Origin of the sequence: Candidatus Amarobacter glycogenicus (genome assembly GCF_016704105.1) — a bacterium.
Lineage (GTDB): Bacteria > Chloroflexota > Dehalococcoidia > Tepidiformales > Tepidiformaceae > Amarobacter > Amarobacter glycogenicus.
Window position 1 is genome coordinate 1 of sequence record NZ_JADJAT010000023.1, and the last position, 23,043, is coordinate 23,043.

Annotated in this window: 27 protein-coding genes and 1 pseudogene; 24 read left to right on the plus strand and 4 right to left on the minus strand. The window is 61.3% G+C overall.

What is annotated here, in order from left to right:
* Window positions 1-189: hypothetical protein (locus tag IPG14_RS18800; protein WP_343392812.1), on the plus strand; the 189-nt coding region annotated here is incomplete at its 5' end.
* Between the two features lie 491 nt (window positions 190-680).
* Here IPG14_RS18800 and IPG14_RS18805 read toward each other — a convergent pair.
* From IPG14_RS18805 to IPG14_RS18815, 3 genes are read right to left on the minus strand one after another with little or no spacing between them, the layout of a single operon-like run.
* Complete coding sequence (locus IPG14_RS18805; protein WP_343392813.1) at window positions 681-1,004, minus strand: helicase-related protein; 324 nt, start codon at window positions 1,002-1,004, stop codon at window positions 681-683.
* 55 nt (window positions 1,005-1,059) lie between these two features.
* Complete coding sequence (locus IPG14_RS18810; RefSeq protein WP_343392814.1) at window positions 1,060-1,350, minus strand: hypothetical protein; 291 nt, start codon at window positions 1,348-1,350, stop codon at window positions 1,060-1,062.
* Window positions 1,347-1,853 (minus strand): SNF2-related protein, encoded by a 507-nt coding sequence (locus tag IPG14_RS18815; protein WP_343392815.1) that lies wholly within the window; start codon window positions 1,851-1,853, stop codon window positions 1,347-1,349. The genes IPG14_RS18810 and IPG14_RS18815 overlap by 4 nt, the downstream gene beginning before the upstream one ends.
* An 876-nt stretch (window positions 1,854-2,729) precedes the next feature.
* Between IPG14_RS18815 and IPG14_RS18820 the strand changes: the two are divergent.
* From IPG14_RS18820 to IPG14_RS18910, 19 genes and pseudogenes are all read left to right on the plus strand, one after another.
* Window positions 2,730-3,607: pseudogene (locus IPG14_RS18820) on the plus strand (thiamine pyrophosphate-dependent dehydrogenase E1 component subunit alpha).
* Between the two features lie 112 nt (window positions 3,608-3,719).
* Window positions 3,720-4,496, plus strand: coding sequence for a transketolase C-terminal domain-containing protein (locus IPG14_RS18825; protein WP_343392816.1), 777 nt, complete (start codon window positions 3,720-3,722; stop codon window positions 4,494-4,496).
* Window positions 4,469-4,642 carry a hypothetical protein gene (locus tag IPG14_RS18830; RefSeq protein WP_343392817.1) on the plus strand — a complete coding sequence of 58 codons (174 nt, stop codon included), beginning with the start codon at window positions 4,469-4,471 and terminating at the stop codon, window positions 4,640-4,642. The genes IPG14_RS18825 and IPG14_RS18830 overlap by 28 nt, the downstream gene beginning before the upstream one ends.
* Before the next feature lie 668 nt (window positions 4,643-5,310).
* Complete coding sequence (locus tag IPG14_RS18835; RefSeq protein WP_343392818.1) at window positions 5,311-6,210, plus strand: 2-oxo acid dehydrogenase subunit E2; 900 nt, start codon at window positions 5,311-5,313, stop codon at window positions 6,208-6,210.
* A gap of 264 nt (window positions 6,211-6,474) precedes the next feature.
* Entirely contained in the window at window positions 6,475-7,047 is a 573-nt protein-coding gene (locus tag IPG14_RS18840; RefSeq protein ID WP_343392819.1) for an AAA family ATPase, read from the plus strand.
* Window positions 7,028-7,537, plus strand: a complete 510-nt coding sequence (locus tag IPG14_RS18845; RefSeq protein WP_343392820.1) for a hypothetical protein — start codon at window positions 7,028-7,030, stop codon at window positions 7,535-7,537. Before IPG14_RS18840 ends, IPG14_RS18845 begins: the two co-directional genes overlap by 20 nt.
* A gap of 271 nt (window positions 7,538-7,808) precedes the next feature.
* Complete coding sequence (locus IPG14_RS18850; protein ID WP_343392821.1) at window positions 7,809-8,312, plus strand: type II toxin-antitoxin system VapC family toxin; 504 nt, start codon at window positions 7,809-7,811, stop codon at window positions 8,310-8,312.
* 102 nt (window positions 8,313-8,414) lie between these two features.
* Window positions 8,415-9,257 (plus strand): class I tRNA ligase family protein, encoded by an 843-nt coding sequence (locus IPG14_RS18855; protein WP_343392843.1) that lies wholly within the window; start codon window positions 8,415-8,417, stop codon window positions 9,255-9,257.
* A gap of 189 nt (window positions 9,258-9,446) precedes the next feature.
* A complete protein-coding gene (locus tag IPG14_RS18860) occupies window positions 9,447-9,731 on the plus strand; it encodes a hypothetical protein (RefSeq protein ID WP_343392822.1) in 285 nt (94 codons plus the stop codon).
* The gene (locus tag IPG14_RS18865) at window positions 9,709-10,098 is read left to right on the plus strand and encodes a class I tRNA ligase family protein (RefSeq protein WP_343392823.1); all 390 of its coding nucleotides are present in this window, start codon (window positions 9,709-9,711) and stop codon (window positions 10,096-10,098) included. Before IPG14_RS18860 ends, IPG14_RS18865 begins: the two co-directional genes overlap by 23 nt.
* 8 nt (window positions 10,099-10,106) lie before the next feature.
* Window positions 10,107-10,397: a class I tRNA ligase family protein gene (locus tag IPG14_RS18870; RefSeq protein ID WP_343392844.1), complete on the plus strand. Its 291-nt coding sequence runs from the start codon at window positions 10,107-10,109 to the stop codon at window positions 10,395-10,397.
* The gene (locus tag IPG14_RS18875) at window positions 10,358-10,948 is read left to right on the plus strand and encodes a hypothetical protein (protein ID WP_343392824.1); all 591 of its coding nucleotides are present in this window, start codon (window positions 10,358-10,360) and stop codon (window positions 10,946-10,948) included. Before IPG14_RS18870 ends, IPG14_RS18875 begins: the two co-directional genes overlap by 40 nt.
* A gap of 157 nt (window positions 10,949-11,105) precedes the next feature.
* Entirely contained in the window at window positions 11,106-11,525 is a 420-nt protein-coding gene (locus IPG14_RS18880) for a hypothetical protein (protein WP_343392825.1), read from the plus strand.
* A 20-nt stretch (window positions 11,526-11,545) separates the two neighbouring features.
* A complete protein-coding gene (locus tag IPG14_RS18885) occupies window positions 11,546-11,779 on the plus strand; it encodes a hypothetical protein (RefSeq protein ID WP_343392826.1) in 234 nt (77 codons plus the stop codon).
* Window positions 11,780-11,786: 7 nt separating this feature from the next.
* On the plus strand, window positions 11,787-12,338 hold the full coding sequence (locus tag IPG14_RS18890; protein WP_343392827.1) for a hypothetical protein: 552 nt from the start codon (window positions 11,787-11,789) through the stop codon (window positions 12,336-12,338).
* A 164-nt stretch (window positions 12,339-12,502) separates the two neighbouring features.
* Window positions 12,503-12,808, plus strand: a complete 306-nt coding sequence (locus IPG14_RS18895; protein WP_343392828.1) for a hypothetical protein — start codon at window positions 12,503-12,505, stop codon at window positions 12,806-12,808.
* 107 nt (window positions 12,809-12,915) lie between these two features.
* Complete coding sequence (locus IPG14_RS18900; RefSeq protein WP_343392829.1) at window positions 12,916-13,059, plus strand: nucleotidyltransferase domain-containing protein; 144 nt, start codon at window positions 12,916-12,918, stop codon at window positions 13,057-13,059.
* A 274-nt stretch (window positions 13,060-13,333) separates the two neighbouring features.
* Window positions 13,334-14,722, plus strand: coding sequence for an AAA family ATPase (locus IPG14_RS18905; RefSeq protein ID WP_343392830.1), 1,389 nt, complete (start codon window positions 13,334-13,336; stop codon window positions 14,720-14,722).
* Between the two features lies 1 nt (window position 14,723).
* Window positions 14,724-15,287 carry a hypothetical protein gene (locus IPG14_RS18910; protein WP_343392831.1) on the plus strand — a complete coding sequence of 188 codons (564 nt, stop codon included), beginning with the start codon at window positions 14,724-14,726 and terminating at the stop codon, window positions 15,285-15,287.
* Window positions 15,288-15,322: 35 nt separating this feature from the next.
* Here the strand turns inward: IPG14_RS18910 and IPG14_RS18915 are convergent, their stop codons facing one another.
* Window positions 15,323-16,024: a hypothetical protein gene (locus IPG14_RS18915; protein ID WP_343392832.1), complete on the minus strand. Its 702-nt coding sequence runs from the start codon at window positions 16,022-16,024 to the stop codon at window positions 15,323-15,325.
* A gap of 521 nt (window positions 16,025-16,545) precedes the next feature.
* On the opposite strand from IPG14_RS18915, the gene IPG14_RS18920 reads away from it, so the two are divergent.
* The 4 genes from IPG14_RS18920 (at window position 16,546) to IPG14_RS18935 (ending at window position 22,804) form a co-directional block, all read left to right on the plus strand.
* Window positions 16,546-16,992, plus strand: coding sequence for a PDZ domain-containing protein (locus tag IPG14_RS18920; protein WP_343392833.1), 447 nt, complete (start codon window positions 16,546-16,548; stop codon window positions 16,990-16,992).
* A 269-nt stretch (window positions 16,993-17,261) separates the two neighbouring features.
* A complete protein-coding gene (locus IPG14_RS18925) occupies window positions 17,262-19,769 on the plus strand; it encodes a DUF2079 domain-containing protein (protein WP_343392834.1) in 2,508 nt (835 codons plus the stop codon).
* Window positions 19,770-21,097: 1,328 nt separating this feature from the next.
* Window positions 21,098-21,748, plus strand: a complete 651-nt coding sequence (locus IPG14_RS18930) for an NAD-dependent epimerase/dehydratase family protein (RefSeq protein WP_343392845.1) — start codon at window positions 21,098-21,100, stop codon at window positions 21,746-21,748.
* Window positions 21,749-22,096: 348 nt separating this feature from the next.
* Window positions 22,097-22,804, plus strand: a complete 708-nt coding sequence (locus IPG14_RS18935; protein ID WP_343392835.1) for a DegT/DnrJ/EryC1/StrS family aminotransferase — start codon at window positions 22,097-22,099, stop codon at window positions 22,802-22,804.
* Window positions 22,805-23,043: the final 239 nt, after the last annotated feature.

The window sequence follows — 23,043 nt, forward strand, 5'->3', positions numbered from 1 at the left end:
CTCCTGCTTCTCGTCGCTGAGAAAGGTGACCTTGAAATTGAAGCGCAGATAGTGACGTACGGCGGCCTGCTCCGCCGCGCGCGTTGCGGGCTGAGGCGGGCGTTGGGAAAGCCCCAGGATTCAGCCGCTGGCGGGTCGAAGAGGCCCCGCTTCTCCAACCGCACGTGGTTGACTGCCACCTGGGCGTAGCCAACCCCGCCCAACAGACGGCTGGCAATCGCCTCCACCAGGGGTTGGTTCACCGAAACGCAGGGCTTCGGCGTTTCCACTGGCATCGAAGATCAGTTTCAGAGCTAGGCTTCGACGTGCAGTCCCGCCGCCAGTGCATCGGGCAACAACATCTCATGCATGCCGTAGGCGGGCGCGGCAAGCACGCCGCCCCTCGCGTTCGAGATAACCCAACACAAAGCGAGCTACAGATCGAAGTGCTCAGTCGTTTCCTGATCACTCATTCCGAGTTGAAATCCTCTCCAAACAAGGCTTCATCGTACTCCTGGGCGTGCCGATAGGCCGCTATGCTTCCACCGGTCCTCGCCCAGACCCGTCATACCCTGCTGCATGTCCTGGGTGTGACTAAGCTTCAGCCCAAATCTCCAGGATGATCTCTCGAACACGCTCGTCACCCATCTGCCCCAGGATCATATCCATCTCGCCAATGACCAGCTCGAACATGGTTCAGTTTACGATCCAGGATTCAAACACGGGGCTTTTCGATGAAATGCTTCGGCGGCCAGGTTGAAGATGTGCACGGGGCTGTCCCTTTGCCCCACGCGATGAATGCGACCGACCCGCTGCTCGATGTCGCATCGGGTTCCAGGCAGATCGAAGTTGACCATCGCCCGGCAGAATTGCAGGTTGCGCCTTCGCCCGACGCCTCGGTGATCCGAGCAAGATCGGTTGGTTGTCCTGAAATCCGTGAATCGCCCGCATTCTTTGCGCATGGTGCTGAGGCCGCCGTGATAGACCACGCAAGGCATGTTCTCTCCCAGCAGGCGCTCAGCCACGCATCTCCTGTGTGGCGGAACTGAGTAAAGATAATCACCTTGCTCCCCCCGACCGTCAGCCAGCCGAGCGGTCAACAGCTTGTGCAGGGCGTCCGCCCTGGCCGCGGCGACCACGGTTTCGGCCCGCGCGATCAGGTGCAGCAGTGTGGCCCGGTAGGGCGCCAGGGGCGCCGCTGCCGGCCAGCGAGCGCAAGGTGGAAATGGTCGCGGCGGCGCTGCTGCCCGCCTCGCGCAACGGGTCATCACCCCGAAGCGGTGCGGCGGCCGTGATCTGGTCCGCGATCATCTGGCGGGCCAGGGTCGCGATGCCATCGTAGAGCGCCTGTTCGTCGGGATGCAGCTTCAAGCGAATGGGTGTGGGCGCCGGGGCGGCAACTTCAGGCTGATCTGGCCGCGCGTGTGGCGCACCATCACGTCGCCCAGCAGCTCGCGCAGCAAGGCGCGGTTCTTGGGCAGCCGCGGGTCGCCGCGCACCACGAACTGCTGGCTGAACTCCTTGGGGCTCTTGAGTTGGCCCGGCTTGAGCACCGTGACCAGGTTATGCAGCTCCGTGAGCCGATTTTGCACCGGGGTCGCGGTGAGCAGCAGGATGTATTTCTTCTGCAGCGTTGACGAGCCGCCAGGAGGCCGATGAGCGGTTCTTGAGATGATGGGCCTCTCGTCCACAATCACCAGGTCGTATTCTTTGGCCAGGATGGCGCTGGCATCGTTCGGCGCGGCGCGGTGGCCCAGCGACGCGATGACGCGGGGGTAGCGTTCCCAGGCGCCCGCCCCAGGCCGCGAAACTCCGGGCTGTTGCTGGTGACAAAACCGGTCAGATCGAACTTGACCGCCAGTTCTTCCTGCCACTGCTCCACCAGACCGGGCGGGTCAGGATCAGACCCGAGACACCATCTGGCGCAGCAGGTATTCCTTCAGCACCAGGCCGGCTCTCGATCGCCTTGCCCAGGCCCACCTCGTCGGCCAGCAGACTGCACCGCGCAAACGCCGCAAAGCGGTGCGTGCGGCGCAATCTGGTAATCGAAGGGCTGGAAGGGAACCACGGCAGCGCGAAGCTCTTCGAACCCCCGCTTGCTGAGTTGCAGGTGCGGGCCAGAGCTTCAATTGGTAGAGGGCAAGGTCGGCGGCGGGTCTATGGTCAGGTCCGGGACCGGACGCAGACGAATCTCCGGCCGAATGAGCAGCGAGTTAGGCGAGTCCGTGGTTTTTGCCATACCGGTGTATGATAGCCGGGCGTGACTCACGTCAAGCAGGCATGAGAGCGCAGAGCTTGCAGCTCTCGTCCAACGTGGTCCGACCAGGAGGGTCGGACCTACGGCAATGCAAACATGCTACCGGGTAGCTACCTACCTACCGAACGGGTAGGTGCATTGCCATCCGGCCCGGCGTGTGTATAATAGTTCGCAACTTCGAATCATTGTCGTGAAGACACGAGGCGTCTTGACGCACTCGATGCAAATGATAGACGCCTGTGTCTTTTTGTTGCCCGATCCAGTTACGTCTGATGGCAATCAACCGTCAAACTTGAATCACGCGCACCCGATGCGCGACGAACCCATGTCACAGAACGGGAAGGAAATGTTTATGTCCAATTCGTTGACCACGAATCTTTGGTCATCTGGCGCGGACACCAAGCTGGAGGTCATCCAGTTGCCCACCGAGCAACTGAAAGCGATGTTCCACACCCTGGTGCTCATCCGGCGAACCGAGGAATCGCTGCTTGAGATGGCCGTCTCAGGCAAGATTGGCGGCGCCATGCACACCGCCATTGGCCATGAGGGCAGCGCGGTTGGCATGGCCGCGGCCCTGCGCCCTGACGACTACATCACTCACACCTATCGCGGCCACCATCACGCCCTGGCGCGCGGCATGAAGACGACGGTCGCCATCGCCGAGGTGTTGGGCCGCGCCACCGGCTTTGCCGGTGGCAAGGGCGGCTCCATGCACTTCATCGAGCCGAGCCTGGGCCTGTATGGCGGCAACGGCATCGTGGGCGGACAGGTGCCGCACGCGGCCGGCCTGGCCCTGGCCAGTTACCTGCGCGGCGAGGACCGCGTCGCCATCACCTTCTTTGGTGAAGGCGCCATTTTCCAGGGCGTCATGCACGAGACGCTCAACATCGCCAGCAAGTGGAAGCTGCCGATCATCTTCTACTGCGAGAACAACCGCTACTCCGAAATGACGCCGACCTATCGCACCGCCTCGCCGCCCGAACTCTATCTGTTTGCCCGCGCCTATGGCATGGCCAGCGTGCAGATTGACGGCAACGATGTCGAGGTGGTCTACACCGCGATCTCGCAGGCCGCGGCGCGGCGCGGGCCGGCGAAGGCCCCACCTTCATCGAAGGTCTGACCTATCGGCTGTCAGGGCATATGGCGGGCGATTTGGAGACCTACCGCACGCCTGAGGAGATCGAGTATCAGCGTCAGCATGAGCCATTGGTGGTGCTGACGCAGAAGCTGGTCGCACGCGGGGTCAGCGAGGCTGAGATGCAGCAGGTGCGCGACGAGGTGGAGGCAGAGGTCAAGGCGGCCGTGGAATTTGCCGAGAAAAGCCCGTGGCCCGATCTATCCGAGGCCTACACCGACGTCTTTGCCCCCTGAGGCGGCGTAAGGAGTATACCAAAAATGGCGATGCGAACAACAACTTATATTCAAGCGATCAACGAAGCCTTACGCGAAGAGATGCAGCGTGACAGTAACGTCTTCCTGATGGGTGAAGACGGGGCAGTACGGCGGCCTCTTCCGCGTCACACGTAACTTATTCGATGAATTCGGCCCCAAGCGCCTGCTGGACACCCCCATCAGCGAGCAGGCCTTCATTGGCATGGCCGTGGGCGCGGCCATGGCCGGCTTGCGACCGGTCTGCGAACTGATGTACATGGACTTTTTCCTGGTCTGCGCGGATCAGATTCTGAACCAGGCCGCCAAGATGCACTACATGTACGGCGGCCTGGTGAAGGTGCCGATGGTCATTCGCGGGCAGCAGGGCGGCGGCAAGCGCTATGGCTCACAGCACAGTCAGTCGGTGGAAAGCACGCTGGCGCAGTATCCTGGGCTGAAGGTGGTGGCGCCATGCACGCCTTACGACGCCAAGGGCCTGCTGCTGGCGTCCATCCGTGATAACAACCCGGTCGTCTTCCTCGAACACAAGCTGCTCTACTTCACCAAGGGCGATGTGCCCGCGGCCGGCGTGGAATATGTCGTGCCGATCGGCAAGGCTGAGGTCAAACGGCCCGGCCGCGATATCACCGTGGCGACCTTCAGCTTCTGCGTGCTGCAGGCCCTCGAAGCCGCGGCCGAGCTTTCCAAGCAGTACGGCATCGAGGTCGAAGTGGTTGACCTGCGCAGCATCGTGCCGTTGGACATGGAGACGGTCCTCGATTCGGTCGCCAGGACCGGACGCCTGCTGGCAGTGCATGAGTCGCATGCCGCGAACGGCATCGGCGGGAACTGGTGGCGCGCATGTACGAAGAGGCGCCGGAATTGCTGAAAGCGCCGGCGCGGCGCCTGGGCGCGCCGCCGGTCTCGATCCCGGTCTCGATGACGCTGGAAGAAGAGATGCTGCCGCGTAAGCGCCAGATCAAGGCGATGATCCTGGAAATGTTGGGCGTGTCCGCCGCGGCGCGCAAGGAGTAAGGCAATGGCGACAGAACTGCGATTTCCTGAGAATCTGTCAGGCGTAGATGGCATCATCGTCACCCGTTGGCTGGTGAAGGTGGGAGACACGGTGCAGCCGGGCGATATTCTGCTGGAAGCGGCGACCGACAAGGTGGATACCGAGGTTCCGGCCACGGTGGGTGGCGTCATCCTGCAACTGAACTACAGCGACGGCGAGATTCTGCCGGCCAATCCGCTGCTGGGGATTGTGGGACAGCCAGGCGAAGCCGTGGTGGAATCTGCGGTCGCGGCGTCGGCAGAAACTGCGGCGCCCTCTGCAGCGCCCGCGGCCGAAACCGCGCCGGAGGGCCCCCGCCACCCCGTGGCGCGACGGATGGCTGAGCAATTGGGCGTTGACTTGAGCGGCGTCGAAGGCTCAGGCCCGCGCGGTCAGGTCACGAAAGAGGATGTTCTGGCCCAGCAGGCGGCGCAGAAGAACGCGCCGGCGGCTGCGCTGGCTCCCGCCCCAATGCCTGCGCCTGGGCCGATCCCCGCGGCCACGGCTGTCAGCGCCGATGCCGATCTGCGCGACCTGGCATCGCTCACCGTGCGGCGCCTGGCGGCGGAGAACAGCATCAACCTGCGCGAGGTGGCCGCGGGACGGCCGCCGCTGAGCGCGCTGACCAAGTATGATCTTCTCAGCGCCATTGCCAGCGCGCAGCGCGGGCAAGCCGGTGGTCGTGCCGCCGCGTGGCCCGACCAGCGCACCGGTGGCGGCGCCAGCGGCCCAAAAGCAGCAGGCAGCGCCGGTTGCTTCACCGCCACCGCCGGCGGCGCCGCCCAAGCCGGCCGCCGCCCCGACGCCCGGCCCAGCCAAACTGCAGGCCGGCGAGGAGTTCGTGGCGCACAACCGCATGCGCCAACTGGTGGCCCGCAACACCACGCAGGCCGCGTTCAGCATTCCGCATGTCACCACCATGTGGGATGTCAACATGGTCGCGGTGCTCGAACACCGCAAGGCGCACAAGGCCGAATTTGCGGCCGCGGGCGTCAACCTGACGGTCACGGCCTATTTGATTCAGGCCATCCTGGCCGGACTCAAGGCTGTGCCGGCCGCCAACTCGACCTGGACCGACGACGGGCTGATCATCAAGCGCGCCTACCACATCGGCATGGCGGTGGCCCTGCCCGCGGACTCGTATGGCGTCGGTGGCCTGATCGTACCGGTCATCAAGAATGCCGGCGATCTGAACCTGCTCGGCGTGGCGTGCGGTCAACGATGGCCGAGCGGGCGCGCAAGAATCAACTGCGCGCGGATGAGATGCAGGGCGGCACCTTCACCCCTGACCAACTATGGCACCTCCGGCAGCCGCTTCCAGACGCCGGTCATCGTCAATGGGCAGGCCGGCATCCTGGGCGTCGGCGCCATCGAGAAGCGGCCGGTGGTGGTGAGCAAGGGTAGTCCCCTGGAGGCCAGCGCGGGCGACTACCTGGCCTTCCTGCCCATGACCACCTTGGGCTTCAGCTATGACCACCGCATCCTGGACGGCGCGACGGCCGACGCCTTCTGCGCGGCGGTCAAAGCGGCGCTGGAGAAGTGGCAGTAGCGTTTGCGCCCATCAGGCGCGATCTCAATCGCTCGCCTGCTGAACAGGTCGGAGTCTTGTATGAGACTCCGGCCTGTTTTTTTCTGGCAAACCAGCGCAATTGTGCTATACTTGCCTGGTCTGTGACCACACACAGAGCAAAGTTCTGTGCAGAATGGGAAAAGAGACAGTCATGCGCGAGTTCAACACACTGGGACCGGTCAATCCGCGTGAGCACACAGATCAACTCATGTGCCTTGTCGAGCAAGCAGGAGGAAAGCATCAGTGAGTAATTGGCTATATCTAGACAATTTCCGGGGTTTCCAAAATACGCTGATTCCGCTCACGAACGTCAATTTTCTCGTCGGAGAAAACAGCACGGGAAAGACATCGGTCTTGTCATTGATTTCTCTACTTGGATCACCCCAATTCTGGTTCAGCCAAAATTTCAATAGCGACGTCGTGAACCTGGGCCGTTTTAGGGACATTGCCAGTGCGCATTCTGGAACAAGAGGGCGCTTTAGGGTTGGATATATTGTACCTGACTCGGCGAGCGATGAAAACAGGTCTCAATACTCTCAATACTATGAAGCAGTATTAATGACTTTCGAAGAAGTAGACAACAACCCTCTCATTTGTCAATACGACTACATTGGATGGCAGGGAGAAGCTAGAATCGAATTCAATGGTAAGGGAATTCGTTACCAGTTCCGGCACGTAGAGAAAGAGAGTTTACTTCCCGAATTCGTTATGGGGGGTTTTCCAGAGATGGATATCGGCCCTGACGGAGGACAAGGATTTCAAGCAATTGCAAAGGCAGGACTCCTTCAATCGGCGGATGGCCCTCATGTTCGTTGACCAATTGATACAACAAATACATGATGAAAGCGCCATAGAATACGACAAGCATCAATTCAGCATTCGTATGCCAAGATTCACTCACAACATGACTTGGTTGGCCCCTATAAGGAGCAAACCTAAACGTACCTACGATGAATATAAACTGGACTTCACTCCAGAGGGCGAACACACCCCATACCTGATTCGAAGATTGCTCAAGAGCAAGGGGTCTACTGAGTTTCGAGAATTCATTGAGAGATTCGGCCTGGAAAGTGGTCTGTTCGAAAAACTGGAAATCAAGGGTTTTGGCAAGGAGGTAGCATCTCCCTTCGAACTAAGAGTGGTGTTGAGCAACCTACATATAGCCCTGGTAAACGTTGGCTACGGCGTTTCACAGGCACTTCCAGTTGTCGTCGAGATGTTTGCGCGCCCAGAAGGCAGCAAATTCGCTATCCAACAGCCAGAAGTGCATTTGCATCCAAGAGCCAAGCGGCTCTCGGCGACGTAATCTTCCGGTTAGTCGTCTCTGAAAAAAACAGTTTTATGTTGAAACCCATAGCGACTATCTGATTGACAGGTTTCGGTTGAATTATCGCAGCATCAACGGCGATTCCTGTCCAGACTCGCAAATCCTATTCTTCAGCAGGAACCGCGATGGTAACAAAGTTACTCGGATCCCGATAGAAAAAACGGAGAGTACTCAGAGGATCAACCAAGCGATTTTCGGGAATTCTTTGTTCGTGAGCAAATGAGGATTCTGGGACTGTAATATGTGTATTGTGATTGACACAAATTCCCTTGCTTCGGTATTCGACCAGAAATCTGAACATCATGCTGAATTCAGACCGGTCCTCGAGTGGATTGTTCTTGGAAACGGGAAGATCGTTTACGGCGGGACGACATACAAACGAGAGCTTGCCAAGGCAACCAAATACTTCAGGTTGCTCGTTGAGTTGAAGAAAGTGTCAAAAATCGTTGAGATAGATAGCGTTAGAGTGGGTGAGATTGAACAACGATTGGCACAAACGCTATCTCATTCGGATTTCGATGACCCTCACATTGTGGCAATCATCATTGCATCCGGTTGTAGACTTATCTGCTCGGCCGACGCAAGAGCTTTTCGCTATTTTCGGCTTGCGGAGTTCTATCCCAAGCATGTGCAGCGCCCACACATTTACAGCCGGAAACTGAATAGAGGTCTGCTTCAAGATAAGAATATCGCAGATTGTTGCAGACCGCTATCGAAGTTACCGAAAGCTGTCGGTCTCAACCTGCACGTTTGATTTCACTTTTCTTATGTCCTGATACAATGCTTTTGGGGAGAGAAAGAATGGCGTTCAAAGACGTACCAAACCAGGTAGATTTCGTGGCCCCTGGAACAAGAGATCCTCAAGTTTTGGCGGGAGACCGACGCGTTTCAATGCGCTGCGCCGCCTGCGCGACCAGCGACAAGCGCTGGAGCTTCCTCGATGGCCCCATCACCGCCAACAACCCGATGGGTGCATCACGCCTGGGGACGCACCTACAAAGACCTCTATCAACGTTTTCACGCGATGCAGGGCTACAATCAGCGCTGGCAAAACGGCTTCGACTGCCAGGGCCTGTGGGTTGAGGTGAACGTCGAAAAGGAGCTGGGCTTCAAGAATAAACGCGACATCGAGGCGTTTGGCCTGGCCGAGTTCGTCAAGCTGTGCAAGATGCGCGTGCTCGAATTCTCTGCGGTGCAGACCGACCAATCCATCCGCCTGGGCTACTGGATGGACTGGAACGACCCGGTCGAGCTGCGTCGCCTGCGCAGCCTGCTCAGTGAAGATGCCGAACAGCCGGTGACCATCCAGGGGGCGAACGGCCCCGTGACCGGCACGGTGGAACAGGTGGTGGGGCGCCTGGGCATGCCGGACGTGGGCGGCTCCTACTACACCTTCAGCGACGAAAACAACTACATGATCTGGAGCTTCCTCAAGAAGTGCCATGACCAGGGCTGGCTCTACAAGGGCACCGACGTGATGCCCTGGTGCCACCGCTGCGGCACCGGCATCAGCCAGCACGAGATCGTCACCGATGGTTACAAGGAAGTGACACACGAGTCGGTCTATCTCAAGTTCCCGCTGGTGGGCCGCGAGAAAGAAGCGCTCCTGGTGTGGACCACCACGCCCTGGACGTTGACCAGCAACGTGGCCGCGGCCGTGGGGGCTCACATTGACCTACGTCAAGGTGACGCAGGATGACGGCTGGACCTATTACCTGGCCCAGGGCGCGGTCAAGAGCACGCTAAGGGCAAATTCGAGATCGTGGGCGAGTTGAAGGGCGCAGAGATGCTCGGCTGGGAGTACCGCGCCCCTTCGACGAACTGCCGGCGACGGAGGCGGCGCTCAGCGGCGCGTATCGCCATCGGGTCATCGCCTGGAAGGATGTGGGTGAAGAAGAAGGCACCGGCATCGCACACATTGCGCCGGGCTGCGGCGCGGGAGGACTTTCACCTGAGCAAGGAGCACAGCCTGCCGGTAATTGCGCCCCTGGATGAAAACGGCATCTACCTGGATGGCTTCGCCTGGCTGACGGGCAGTCATGTGCCAACGTGGCCGCCGATCTTCGACAGCCTGCGTGCCAAAAATGTCCTTTATCGCACCCAACGCTACAGCCATCGTTACCCCACCTGCTGGCGCTGCGGCGAAGAGCTTGATCTTCCGCCTGGTGGATGAGTGGTTCATCAGCATGGGCGCTTACGACAAACCGCGCAGCGAAGTGACTGCGGCCGAAAAGGACGCCAGTTTGCGCTACCAGATCATGGATGTGGTGGATGAGATCAACTGGCATCCTGAGTTTGGCTACGACCGCGAGATGGACTGGCTGCGCAACATGCACGATTGGATGATCAGCAAAAAGCGCTACTGGGGCCTGGCGCTGCCCATTTGGGAGTGCGCTGACTGCGGTCATTTCGATGTCGTCGGCAGTGACCATGAGTCGCAGGAACGCGCCGTCGAAGGCTATGAGGTCTCGAGGGCCACACGCCGCACCGTCCATACATCGACGCCATCAAGATTCGCTGCACGCAATGCGGCGCGCTGAGTGCGCGCATCAAAGACGTGGGCAATCCGTGGCTCGACGCCGGCATCGTCGCCTTCAGCACCATGCACTACCGCGAAAAGCCGGAGGAATGGGCGCGCTGGTTCCCGGCCGATTTCATCACCGAGAGCTTCCCCGGCCAGTTCCGCAACTGGTTCTACAGCCTGTTGGCGCAGAGCGTGCGCTGGTGCGCCGACCGCCCTTCAAGAACGTCCTGGCTTCGCCACCCTGCTGGCCGAAGACGGTGCGCGATGCACAAGTCGTGGGCAATGCGATCGAGTTCAACGAGGCGGCCAACGTGATGGGCGCCGATGTCATGCGCTGGCTCTATCTTCATCACCGGCCGGAACAGAATATGCTCTTCGGCTACAAATTGGGCGATGAAACCCGCCGCCGCTTCCTCATACCACTGTGGAATGTCTACAGCTTCTTCGTCACCTATGCCAACCTGGATGACTGGCAGCCCGGGCAAGCAACGTCACCGACATCTTCTTCTACGGCCAACGCCCAGATGGACGCCTGGATCAGCGCCCGTCTGCACGAAACCGTGGTCGCAGTCACCGCGTCGCTGGCGGCTTTTGACTCGCTGCAAGCCACGCTGGTCATCGAGAGGCCTTCCTGGACGATCTCTCGAATTGGTACGTGCGCGGGGCGTCGCCGTTTCTGGAAGAGCGAACGCGACGCGGACAAGCTGGCGGCCCTGGAGACCCTTTACGAGGCGGTGCTGGTGACGCTGACAGTTATTGGCGCCATTCGTGCCCTTCACCACCGAGGCGATGTATCAAAACCTGGTGCGCAGCGTGGACACAGACGCGCTGGTCAGCGTGCATCACACCGATTGGCCGGTCGCTGATCCCGAGCGGGTGAACCGACACCTGCTCGACAAGATGGGCCTGGCAATCGCCATCGCCGCGCTGGGAAGCGAGCCGCGGCAGCAGCGCCGACGTCAAGCTGCGCCAGCCGCTGGCGACGGCGCATAGTCCACGTCGCCTCCCAGCAGGCGCCGCGATATGATCGAACTGCTCGACGTGCTGGCGGAGGAGATCAACGTCAAACAGATTAAGGTGGTGGCCGAGGTGGGCGCATTAGTCGCCTATAAATTGCTGCCGAACAACCGGGTGCCGGGGCCACGCCTGGGCAAGCTCTTCCACTGGTGCGCGGCGCCCTGGCTGCGCTCTCGATCCGGTGGCAGCAGACGACCCTGCAAGATGGCGGCGCCATCACCCTTGACCTGGGCGGCGTTCCCATCAGCCTGGCCGGCGATGACATCCTGGTGCAGACCGAATCACGGCGGCCTGGCGGTTGCCAGCGACAAGGGCGTGACCGTGGCGGTTGACACCCATCTCACCGCCGAACTGGTGGCGGAAGGGCTACGCGCGATCTGTGCGAGCCATCAACACCCTGCGCAAGGAGGCCGGCTTCGCGATTGATGATCGAGTGCAGATCGCGCATGAAGCCGCAGGAGAAAGCGCGCAGCCTTCGTCCTCTTCGCCGATTTCTTATTCAGCGTGAGACGCTGGCGGTCTCGCTGACGCCAGGCAGCGCCCCGGAGGCCGCGAAGGTGCATCAGATGGTCAAGATCGGTGATGAGCAGATCGCCATCGCCTTGCAGAAGGTGGAGGAAATCGTGAGTGACGTAGGAACATCTCGGGCGGGGGACCGATTGGCAGGAATTGGTGGGTAACCTGTACATGCACACCATTCCACCCGACGGCACCGGTACCCATCAGGACCTGGTGGCGGCCGCAGGCCAACCAACTCGATTTCATCATCGCCACCGACCACAATGTCCTGGTCTCGCAGGAAGAAGGCTGGCACTGGCCGCGCGCGTGCTGCTGGTGGGCGAAGAAGTCAACGACGCCAGCCTGCAGCCAGAGATCAATCACTGCCTGGTCAGCGGGCGTGCAGACCGATGTCAGGCACGCACGCGCCGAACCGCAGGCCCTGATCAACGCGGCGCAGCGCGCAGTCAGGGCGCGGTCACCTTCCTGGCCCATCCCATCGAACGCATCGCCCTTGCTGTCAGACACCTACGAGTGGCATGCCTGGAGGTCAACGGTTTCACCGGCATCGAACTGTGGAATTTCATGTCGGAATTTCGCTACTACGCCTGGAGCAAGCTGCATGCTTTGCCCATGCTCTATCTGCCACGCTTCTTCACCCGGCCCTGGCCGGAGATGCTGGCAAAATGGGACGAACTGCTACCACGCGGTCGCAGCCCATCGTCGCCATCGGCGGCCTGACGCTCATGCGCACACCTATCACCCTCGGCCCGTTGCAGCGGTTGTTTCTCTCGTACAGGACTGCTTCGCCGCGTCGACAACACGCACCTGCTGGTGACGGCGCCGCTCAACCGCGATGTGGCGCATGACCGGGCGCCGATCTACGGCGACGCTGCGTGCCGGCCATGCCTGTGGGCTATGACCTGCCGGGCGCCACACGCGGCTTCCGCTTCACGGCCAGCAACGGGCAGGAGACAGCCATCATGGGCGATGCCCTGGCGGCCAATGGGCAGGCGGTGCGCTTCGAGATCGTCACGCCCGGCCAGGCGCACCCCTGCTGCTGCGCAACGGGCAGGTCGTGGCGCAAGCTCGCGGAACCAGCCCTGAGCTACGCATCGCCGCAGCCGGGCATCTACCGGGTCGAGGCCTGGCGCCGCGCCTGGGGCAAAGCCCGCGGCTGGATTTTTAGCAATCCGATTTATGTAAAGTGATGGGCGCCCGTGCGACATCGGATACAGAGGGTCAGGGTGGCAGCAGTTTTCAACCATGCCGAAATAGCGAGCGGAGAGGTGCAAATGTGAACAAATATGACAGCATTGTGCGCATCATTCTACAACACTACCCTACCACCCAGGCGATCTATCTCTTTGGGTCATTCGGCACCGCCGATGAATGGCCCACGAGTGACGTGGATATTGCGGTGTTGCTCCTCCGACAGAAGCTCGACATCAGTCTCAGTTAATGCTAACGCCCTGTCATTACGCCCTGGAGGGTGCGCTCAATAGATCTGTGGACTTGGTCAATGGTCGTGAAGTCTCGACTGTGTTCCAGAAGGAGATCATCAGATCAGGGCGCAGGATCTACACCGCTGACGATAGCGCCGTTGCTGAATCGAAATGCTGACGCTCCGTACTATCAAAACTGAACGAGGAACGTGCAGCGATTCTCCAGGTCTTCCGTGAGACGGGGAAAGCCTACGCAGCGAGTGCAGAGTGGTCGGCAATGGGAGAAAACCGATGAAGATACAAATCAAGAATCTTGGCCCACTGGAAGAAGCTGAATTCTCTCTTGGCGACATGACGATTATTTGTGGAGAGAACAACACAGGAAAGACCTACGCTACGTATGCGCTTTTCGGTTTTCTGACTTTTTGGCGGGAAAAGTATTCCGTCAGCGTCAGGGACGAGGACATCAATCGGTTGTTTCGCGAAGGAGTGGTTCACTTGGACCTGACGAAGTACACAGCGGAAGCCGATGGTATTCTTGAAGTTGGCTGCGACCAGTACCGGGAGCAACTACCCATGGTGTTTGCGGCGCCCGCGCCTCGCTTCCAGGATACCGAATTTCAAGTCCGCCTGGATCCTGGCGACATTCAACTGGTGGACACGTATGAACGACGAATTAGTTCAGCAAACGCAGAGCGTTTGTCCATCACGAAGAGCGAAGGGAGTTCTGATCTAGTCATCACGTTGCTGGTCGAGAAAGAGAAGATCAGACTGCCTCACGCGATCGTTGGGCAGATCGTTGGCAGCGCGATCAAGGATGTCATCTTTGGCCGTGTGTTTCCCAATCCGTTCATCGCCAGTGCAGAGCGGACGGGCGCTGCCATTTTTCGCAAGGAGTTGAATTTTGCGCGCAACCGTCTGCTTGAAGAAATGAGTCAGGCTGACAAGAGTTTCAACCCCATGGACCTGCTATTCAAGGTTTATCAAGACTACGCACTGCCCGTCAAGAACAATGTTGATTTTGCCAGACAGCTCGAGACGATCGCCAAGAGAACAAGTTTTATTGCAGAAAAGCATCCTGACATACTGGCCGATTTTGCCGATGTCATTGGGGGCGAGTATTCTGTTACCGAGAATGACGGCCTCTATTTTGCACCGCGCAGCAAACCACGGATCAAACTATCAATGGATGAGAGTTCCAGTGCAGTGCGCTCGCTACTTAATATCGGATTCTATCTCAGACACGTAGCACAGCCCGGAGACCTGCTGATGGTTGATGAGCCAGAACTGAATCTACATCCTGAAAACCAACGCCGCGTAGCACGACTTCTTGCCAGGCTGGTAAACCTCGGTATCAAGGTCTTTCTCACAACACACAGCGAGTACATCACCAAGGAACTCAACACACTCATCATGCTCAATCACGATAGGCCGCATCTCAAACGAATCGCAGAGAGGGAGGGCTACCGGGCGGAAGAGCTGCTTTCCGCTGAAAGAATTCGGGTGTACATCGCCGAAAAAGGCTTAGTCAAGCGAGATAATGGTCAGCGCAGACGCCGCTATCAAACCCTGACCCCGGCCGACATAAGCCCAGAATACGGCATCGAAGCGCGCAGTTTCGACGCAACTATCGAAACGATGAACCGCATCCAGGAAGAAATCATCTGGGAGGAGAACTGACATGTTCGATCTCGACATCCTCCACGAGATGATCAAGGACACCGTCAAGTTGCCATTGAAAGACCACTACGGCAAATACCAGATCGAACTCACAGAGCCTCAACGACCATCGTCTTCAGTGACGATCTACGGCCTGCCAGACGCAACGATTGCGATCAGGGTGGATGCTTTCCAGTCCCCGAAGACCGTGTTTCGCAATACAAGGGGTGAATGCAAACGCGCAGACTTCGTTGTTTTTGCCAACACCAGCAGAAAAAGGGTTATCCTCTATATCGAAATGAAAGCGACGAAAGGATCAGAAGAGGAGATCAAGCAGCAGCTCAAAGGCGCACAATGCTTCATGGCTTACTGTCGGGAAATCGGTCGCGTCTTCTGGGGCAAACGGGATTTTCTTGATGACTATGTAGAGCGATTTATCAGTATTGGGCATACCAGCATAGCAAAAAAGCCAACGCGTATGCCTCCTATCACGGGTGTTCATGACCGTCCAGATCGAATGATGAAGATCAGTTCCCGCATTATCTGCACTTCGATCAGCTTGCAGCATGAAACGGAAAGAAGATAACTCGATGTTACCCATCAGGCGAAGGACTCGGTCACTCACTGTGATGGCGGGCGCCGTCGCCTGAGCAGGCCGCCCAGTCCAACTGAGCCGACCAGGGCGGTAAAACCAACGGGCAGCAGTAACGGACGCCGTGCGCGGGCGATGGCGCTAAGCCCGGTCGGCGCGATGGTTGGGGTGGCTGTGGCCCGCGGCGGTCGCGTGGCCGTGGGCGTCGCGGTCGCTGAAGGGGTGGCGCTGGGGCTTGCTGTGGGTGTTGGCGTCGGCGTGGCGGTTGGGGTGCCCGTGGGCGTGGCTGACACGGTTGGCGTCGGCGTCACCGTCGGCGCGGGGGTGTTGGTGGCTGCAACCGCCTTAGGCCGTGATTCGGCCAGGCCGGAGGACGCGGGTATCGGTGAAAGGGCGGCGCGACCGGCTGACTGTCGTCGCAGCACCAGGCTGATCGCGTCCACAAAGATCATGTTAGCGCCTGTGCTGTAGTTGTGATCCACGAAGAAGAAGATCGTGAGCGTATCGCTCCTGGCCACCGCGCGTACATCCAGGTTGGGATCGCCGGGCGTCGAATAGTTGCCAAAGCGCCCCGGCCCATAGTGCGTCGCCCCCCAGATCACGTTGGCCGAGGTGGGATCGGCGCCGCCGCTGGGATCGAGACCGAGTTTGCGACCGAACGCGTCCGGCTCATTGGGCGCGGCCCAGCCGACTGAGGCCAGGTAGGTGGCGCCAGGCGTGAGGTTGCGCACCTGTTGAAAAACGCCGGCCTGAAACGTGCCGCCGTCGGACCAGATCTTGCAGCGAGGGCGGGCCGAAGTAGGTATCCACCGCTTCGACGAACGCGGCCGAGCCACTGAGCACAAAGGGCGCCCAGCCATCGGCGGAGCCCATAGGGCGTCGAATAGAAATTGTTGAAATTGCAGTTGTAGTTGACATCCGCACCGGTGCAGCCGTGTGGATCAGCCTAGGCCGCCGGGGTCAGCACGCTGAGCGAGTAGAGTCAGGCTGAATATGGAGGCGAAAACCAGGCGGCGCTGAGGTCCGCATACCGAGCGGGAGGTGTCCTGGATTGACCGAACGCCGCGAAAATAATGAGAGCGAAACCAATTATTGACACGTATCATAGGCTTTGAGTATAGTTGACGGTAGAACATTCGACAAATCTGGCTGTGACCAGTAGGGGCATGGTCTTGCGCCTGCCCGCGTGGGCGACCGCAAGGGTGCGCCCCGACAAATTGAGAAGATACAGCACAAGAAAAGGAGATTCACAATGAACGAGAATAACAGTTCGCGTAACAGGATTGTGCTCATCGCAGCAGTGGCGGTGATTGCGTTGTGCCTGGTGGCCGCCGTGTCCGCCGCCATTGGCGGCGTGGCCGGCTTCGCCATTGGTCGAAATCGGCAAACCATCGAGATTCAACGAACACTGACGCCGGACGATTCACGGCGGCCGAATCAGCAAACGCCGATCCCCGGTTTGCCCTACGTGCCCGTGATGCCTGACGATCAGATGCCGATGGGGCCAGGCGTGATGGGCATGAACGGCGCCATGATCCGCGAGGTCGTCGCCGACGGCCCGGCCGCCAACGCCGGCCTGCAGGCGGGCGATCTGATCACCGCAGTCGGCAACAAGAAGCTCGATCAGGGCCTGACCCTGGCCAGAAGCCATCGCCGCGCACAAGCCGGGCGATCAGGTCGAAATCACCTTCCGTCGTAGTACGGACGAGCAAACGGTCACGGTGACGCTGGGCCAGCACCCGGACGATGCCGCCAAGCCGTACCTCGGCCTCACCTTCATCACCATGCCCATGCGCCAGACGCCGGGGCAGTGAGCAAAAGCCATTCCCGGCAATTTGCTGACGGCGTCAGGGCGGTGTTATACTGACCGGCATGAGTCAGCCACCAGTATCAACCAACGGAAACCAGGTTTCGCCCGCGGAACCTGGTTTCTTTCCGTCTCCGCCTGAACCGGGGCGGAGACGGCGGTTGGCCCGCCTCCGTCCCTGGCTGCAAACGGGCATCTTTGTCCTGGCTGTCGTGTTTCTGGGCGCGCTGATCGCAACCCAATGGCAGCAACTGCAGGCCTACCCCTGGCAGATCGAGATTGGCTGGCTGCTGCTGGCCCTTGCCTTGCTGTGGCTCACCTGGCTCCTGGAACTGAACCAGTGGCGCTTCATCCTGGGGCGCCTCGGTGGATCGCTGCGCTTTGGCGAGGCGGCCCGCATCTGGTTCCTGTCCAACATCATCCGCTACATCCCCGGCAACGTCTGGCGGTTCCTGGGCATGGCCGAAATGTGCAACCGGCTCGGCATTGCGCGCACCGTCACCTTCACCAGCATCGCGCTGCACCAGGCCATCTCCACCCTGGCCGGGCTGCTGCTGGCCGCGGTCTACTTTGCCCTGGCCGGGCAGGGCGCCTGGTTCGATCGCCTGCGCCCGGCGCTCTGGCTGGCGCCGCTCGGTTTGATCTTTCTGCACCCGCGGGTGCTCGAAACCACCTTGAACTGGGCGCTGACCCGCCTCAAGCGCCCGCCTCTGCGCATCACCCTGACCGTCGTTGACCTGGCGCGCCTCCTGCTCACCTACGGCCTGGTCTGGCTTGGCTTTGGCCTGGGCTTCAGCGCCCTGGCGGCCGGACTGGCCCCGGTTGCATCCGCGCAAGTGCCCTGGCTGATTGCCGGCTATGCGGCCGCCTACGTGATTGGCTACCTCAGCCTGTTGACGCCCAGCGGCCTCGGCGTGCGCGAAGGCGTGCTGGTCCTCCTGCTGCAGGGCCTCTTCAGCGCGCCGCTGCCCGCCATCATCGCCATCGTGGCCCGTCTGTGGATGATCATCGGTGAAATCGGCGGCGCAGCCGCGGTCGCAACCTGGCAATGGGCGACGCAGCGGGGACCGCCGCCAAACGTCAGTTCCCGCCCATCATCTGACCGGCACAGTTCCCGCCTGAGCAGGGACCGGGTACGGGCGGCCGTCCTCGCGCTGTTCGTGCTCTACGTCGTCGGCTTCTCCCTACTGTCCATCCGCCCCCACCAGGCGCTGCGTACCCACATGGCTGACCTGGGCCAGATGGACCTGGCGATCTGGAACACGAGTCAGGGGCGCTTCGTGCAAGAAATCAAGGACGATTTCGTCAGCACCCGCCTGACCGATCACGTCGAACCGATCTTCCTGCCCCTCTCGCTTGTTTTTCACCTGTGGAACGATGTGCGCGCCCTGCTGATCGTGCAAACGCTGGCGCTGGGCAGCGGTGCCCTCGTCATCTTTGCCCTGGCCCGCGCCATGCTGCGCTCGTCGAGCGCCGGACTGGCTACATGGGCGCCGTTAGTCCTGGCCCTGGCCTACCTGCTCTTCCCCGCCCTGCAAGCCGCCAACCTGGCCGAGTTCCACGCCATTCCCCTCGCCGTCACGCCGGTTCTGCTGGCGTTTTGGTGCAATGAGCGCCGTCACTGGTGGGGATTCGTCCTCGCCTGCCTCGTCCTCATGAGCGTCAAGGAAGAAGCGGCTCTGCTGGCCTTCATGCTGGGGCTGTATGTCCTCAGCCAGGCCTGGCTGGCGCGGCGGCGCGACCGTGAAGCGATCAGTCCAAACCCGCCATCCCGCGACCGGCAACCTGGATGGCGCGCCCGCCTGCCGCGCCTGTCCGCAATCACGGCCGGTCTGCTGGTCATGCTGCTCAGCCTGGGCTGGTTCTATCTCGCCACCTTCGTCATCATCCCCCGCTACGCCGCGCAGGTCTACGGCGTGGATCAATCGGTCTATTTCGCCCGCTACGGCGCGCTCGGAGATTCCCCCCTTTCCATCGTCAGGAGTTTCTTCACGCAGCCGGCCCTGGTCTGGGAAATTGCCGCCGAACCGTCACGGCTGACCTACCTGGCCGGCCTCCTTGCGCCGTTTGGTTTTCTCAGCCTGCTGGCCCCGGAGATTCTGCTGCTCAGCGCCCCCTTGTTGATCGCCAATCTCTTCAGCGCGTATCCGGCCCAGTTCAGCGGAGAATTTCACTATTCGGCGCCGCTCGTGCCCTTTGTGGCGATGGCTGCCCTGGTGGGCGTGCGCCGCCTGCTCGCCGTTCGCCCCCGTGCCGGACGCCTGACCCTGGCCTGGCTGCTGCTGTGGGCATTCGCCTACCAGATCATGGCGGGCTACACCCCCCTGGGCCGTGAGTTCCGCTGGCCGGATGTGACGCCGCACGCGGCCCTGCTCGCCCGCTTCAGCGCACAGGCGCCAACCGCCGCGCCCGGCAGCGTCCACCGCGCTCTACCCGCACTTCAGCCATCGCACCAAGCTCTACAAGTTCCCCATCCTGGGCGACGCCGCCTGGGCGCTGGTGGATGTCACCGGCGCCACCGACCGCCACCCGGCCGAAATTCAACGCGCGGTGCTCGACCTGATCGCGCAGGGCTGGCAGATCACAGATGCAGCCGATGGCTTCGTTCTCCTGCAGCAGCCCGCGCCCGGCGCACCCCCTCGCACCGAATGTTCATTGCCTTCCTATGAACCAGACTATGCGAAATGTGTACTCCCGGACGCTTTCTTCGGCTTCGCCCGCGCCGACCGCTCCGGGCTGCTCACCCAACCCCACCCTGCAATCCGCACGCCGCTGGTGTTCGGCAGGCGCGTGAGTTTGCTCGGCTATAAGGCTGGTGGATGACGGCAAATGGGGCCTGACACGCTGGCGCAGCTTTTGGCGAACGCAAACGCCACTGCCCGCCGACCTGCATCTGTGGCCGTTTGCCTTGACGCCGGATGGCAGCCTGGCCGATGATCCCAGCCAGCGCCCGGCCATCGCAACCCTCTGGTATCCGCCAGGCCGCTGGCAGTCGGCGGGCTGATTGTGGTCGAAACGCTGCCCTGGTACCTGCCGAAAACCTGGGCGCCAGCGGTCGGACTGTTTCAGGGCAGCACCTGGGCGGACCTGCAGCGCCGTTGGCGTGTGCAAGGCGCGGCGGCGTTGTTCGAAAGCAAGACACCTGACGCCTGGCCGCCGTGCGCCGCGTCGGGCGTCGCCAGATTCCCTGGCTGACGACCGCCAACGCCCGCCAATGCGCCGCCCATCGCCACCTGGAACACGCCCGCAGGCACGACCTGGGGCGACCTCCGACGCGGGGCCGGCCTTCCACCGACGCTCAGCCGGCAGGGGATCACAATCACCCTGCCATTGACGCTGACCTGGCAACTGGCCGCGCCGGCGGCTCTCGATCTCAACGTTTTCCTGCATCTGCGTGACGCCGCGGGGCACAACGTGGCGCAGGCCGACGGCCAGCCGGTTTGGTTTGGCCCACGGCCGTTCAGCGCCTGGGCGCCGGGCCAAGCGGGTGCAGACCGGCGCAACCTGGGAGCGCCGGCGGCGTGGAAAGCAGGCGTCTACACTGCTGATCGGGCTTTACAGCCCTCAGACGGGCCAGCGGCTGCCCCTGGCCGCGGGCGGCGACGAGGTTGTGGTCGGGACCATCGCCGTAAAATAGAAAAGAGGTGAGGAATTGACAACCGTCAACAGCCAGCCAGGGGGCCAGAAACCCGGATTTCTCTGGCGCCAATCAGCCAGATTTCGCCCGGCATTACGACGACGGCGCGCGCTCTCATCACCGGCGGCCTGGGGTTCATCGGCTCCAACCTGGCGCTGCGCCTGCTGGACCGCAAGCGGCGGTCACGCTGGTAGATTCGCTGGTCCCGGCGTATGGCGGCAACTGGTTCAACATCGGGCCGGTGCGCCAGCGGGGTGCATGTCAACCTGGCCGATGTGCGACGCTCATGCCATGAGCGCGCTGGTTCCCGGGCATGATTACCTGTTCAACCTGGCCAGCCAGGTCAGCCATCTCGATTCGATGAGCGATCCGTTCACCGATCTGGAGATCAACGCGCGCAATCAGTTGAGTATCCTGGAAGCGTGTCGCCCGCCACAACCCCGCGATCAGGATCGTTTGCGCGGGCACACGCCAGCAGTACGGCAAGCCCGACTATCTGCCGCTGGACGAACAGCATTTGGAGCACCCACCGATATCAAGGCAGGGTCAACAAACTGGCGGGCGGTGGTATCCATCATCTATCACCAGGTCTACGGCCTGACCGCCAGCTCGCTGCGCCTGACCAACACCCACGGCCCGCGGCAGCTAGCGCGCCACAACCGGCGAGGGGCTTCATCGCCTGGTTCGTGCGCCTGGCGTTGGAGAAACGGAATTCAGGTCTACGGGGATGGCCGCCAGCGCCGTGATCTGACCTACGTGGATGACGTGGTAGGGGCCTTCTTGCTGGCAGGCGCCAATCCCGGCCGCGGCCGGGCAGGTCTTCAACCTGGGTGGGCTGCGGCCGGTGGCGCTGGGAGACCTGGCGCAGATGCTGGTCGAGATTACTGGGCGACGCCGCGTGCGCCTGGCGCCCTGGCCGACCGATCGTCCAGAAGATTGACATTGGCGATGTCTACTCGAGCTACGCCAAGATCGAGGCTACGCTCGGTTGGCGGCCGACGGTTCCCCTGACTAGGGTCTGCGCCGCATGGTGGATTACTACGAAAAGTACGGACACCACTATTGGTAACAATGGCTCACACTAAGACACCAAGAACACAAAGTAAACCGATTGCTGCGAGGCTGCGAGGGCTTTGTGAGGAATTCCTTGATGAGATACCGATCATGCACATACCGTTCAACGGCTTTGAAGACTCAGCGCGGCGCTGGCAAAGGATCCGGAGGCCGCGGCCTTGCGCGTGCTGCGCGAGGCTGGTACATTTTGGGGCCTGAGGTGAGTGCGTTCGAGGCCGAATTTGCCGCCTGATTAGGCTTACCGCTGCAGCCAATGCGGTCGACGTCAATTCCGGCACCGATGCCTTGCTCCTGGCCTTGCTGGCCTGCGACATCGGCCCCGGCGCTGAAGTCATCACCGTCACGCACACGGCCGTGGCCACCCGTGACGGCCATTGTCAGCAGCGGCGCTCAGCCTGTGCTGGTGGACATCGAAGCGGATACTTTCACCCTGGATCGGCGCGGCTGGCCGCGGCGCTGACAACCCACCCGCGCCATCATCCCGTGCATCTCTACGGTCAACCAGCCGACCTGGCGCCCATCCTGACCTTCGCCCGCCAGCACAATCTGCGCGTGATCGAAGACTGTGCGCAGGCCCACGGCGCCCGCTATCAGGATCGTCCGGTGGGCGTCTGGGGCGATCTGGCCTGCTTCAGCTTCTATCCGACCAAGAACCTGGGCGCGACCAGGCGATGGCGGGATGGTGGTCAGCGGGGCGCGGCGCTGGCAGCCCGCGTGCCGCGCCTGCGTGAGTATGGTTGGCCCGGCGCCCGTTACATCAGCCAGGAGCATGGCCTCAACAGTCGCCTGGATGAACTGCAGGCCGCGCTGCTGCGGGTGATACCGCACCTGGACGCCTGGAACACGCAGCGCCAGGCGCTGGCCGCCCGCTATGATCGCCTGCTGGCGGGCAGCGGTATCGACACCGCCGGACCGGCTGGGGCGGGCCCGTGTTTATCATCTCTCGCCGTGGTTCGCCATGCGCGGCGCGCCATGACCTGCAGGAGGCGCTGAAGGCGGCTGGCATCGGCACGCTGATTCACTATCCGGCGCCTATCCATCTGCCACCAACCCTATCCGCACCTGGCCGCGGCCGGTGCGTTGCCTGTCAGCGAACAGATCGCGCGGAAATCTTCTCCCTGCCGCTCTACCCGGAGATGACCGACGCCGATGAATGAAGGTGGCGGCAGCGGTGCGTCATGCGGTCGCCAGTCTCTGAGCCGCGGCAGAGCCGCCTGGCAACGACATGCGCA

What these genes read in the sequence shown, in the direction of transcription:
- IPG14_RS18845 (WP_343392820.1), top strand. Translation starts at nt 7,028, where the DNA reads ATGGCCCTCATGTTCGTTGACCAATTGATACAACAAATACATGATGAA.
- IPG14_RS18885 (WP_343392826.1), top strand. Translation starts at nt 11,546, where the DNA reads ATGAAGCCGCAGGAGAAAGCGCGCAGCCTTCGTCCTCTTCGCCGATTT.
- IPG14_RS18895 (WP_343392828.1), top strand. Translation starts at nt 12,503, where the DNA reads ATGCCTGTGGGCTATGACCTGCCGGGCGCCACACGCGGCTTCCGCTTC.
- IPG14_RS18890 (WP_343392827.1), top strand. Translation starts at nt 11,787, where the DNA reads ATGCACACCATTCCACCCGACGGCACCGGTACCCATCAGGACCTGGTG.
- IPG14_RS18880 (WP_343392825.1), top strand. Translation starts at nt 11,106, where the DNA reads ATGATCGAACTGCTCGACGTGCTGGCGGAGGAGATCAACGTCAAACAG.
- IPG14_RS18920 (WP_343392833.1), top strand. Translation starts at nt 16,546, where the DNA reads ATGAACGAGAATAACAGTTCGCGTAACAGGATTGTGCTCATCGCAGCA.
- IPG14_RS18930 (WP_343392845.1), top strand. Translation starts at nt 21,098, where the DNA reads ATGAGCGATCCGTTCACCGATCTGGAGATCAACGCGCGCAATCAGTTG.
- IPG14_RS18830 (WP_343392817.1), top strand. Translation starts at nt 4,469, where the DNA reads ATGTACGAAGAGGCGCCGGAATTGCTGAAAGCGCCGGCGCGGCGCCTG.
- IPG14_RS18905 (WP_343392830.1), top strand. Translation starts at nt 13,334, where the DNA reads ATGAAGATACAAATCAAGAATCTTGGCCCACTGGAAGAAGCTGAATTC.
- IPG14_RS18910 (WP_343392831.1), top strand. Translation starts at nt 14,724, where the DNA reads ATGTTCGATCTCGACATCCTCCACGAGATGATCAAGGACACCGTCAAG.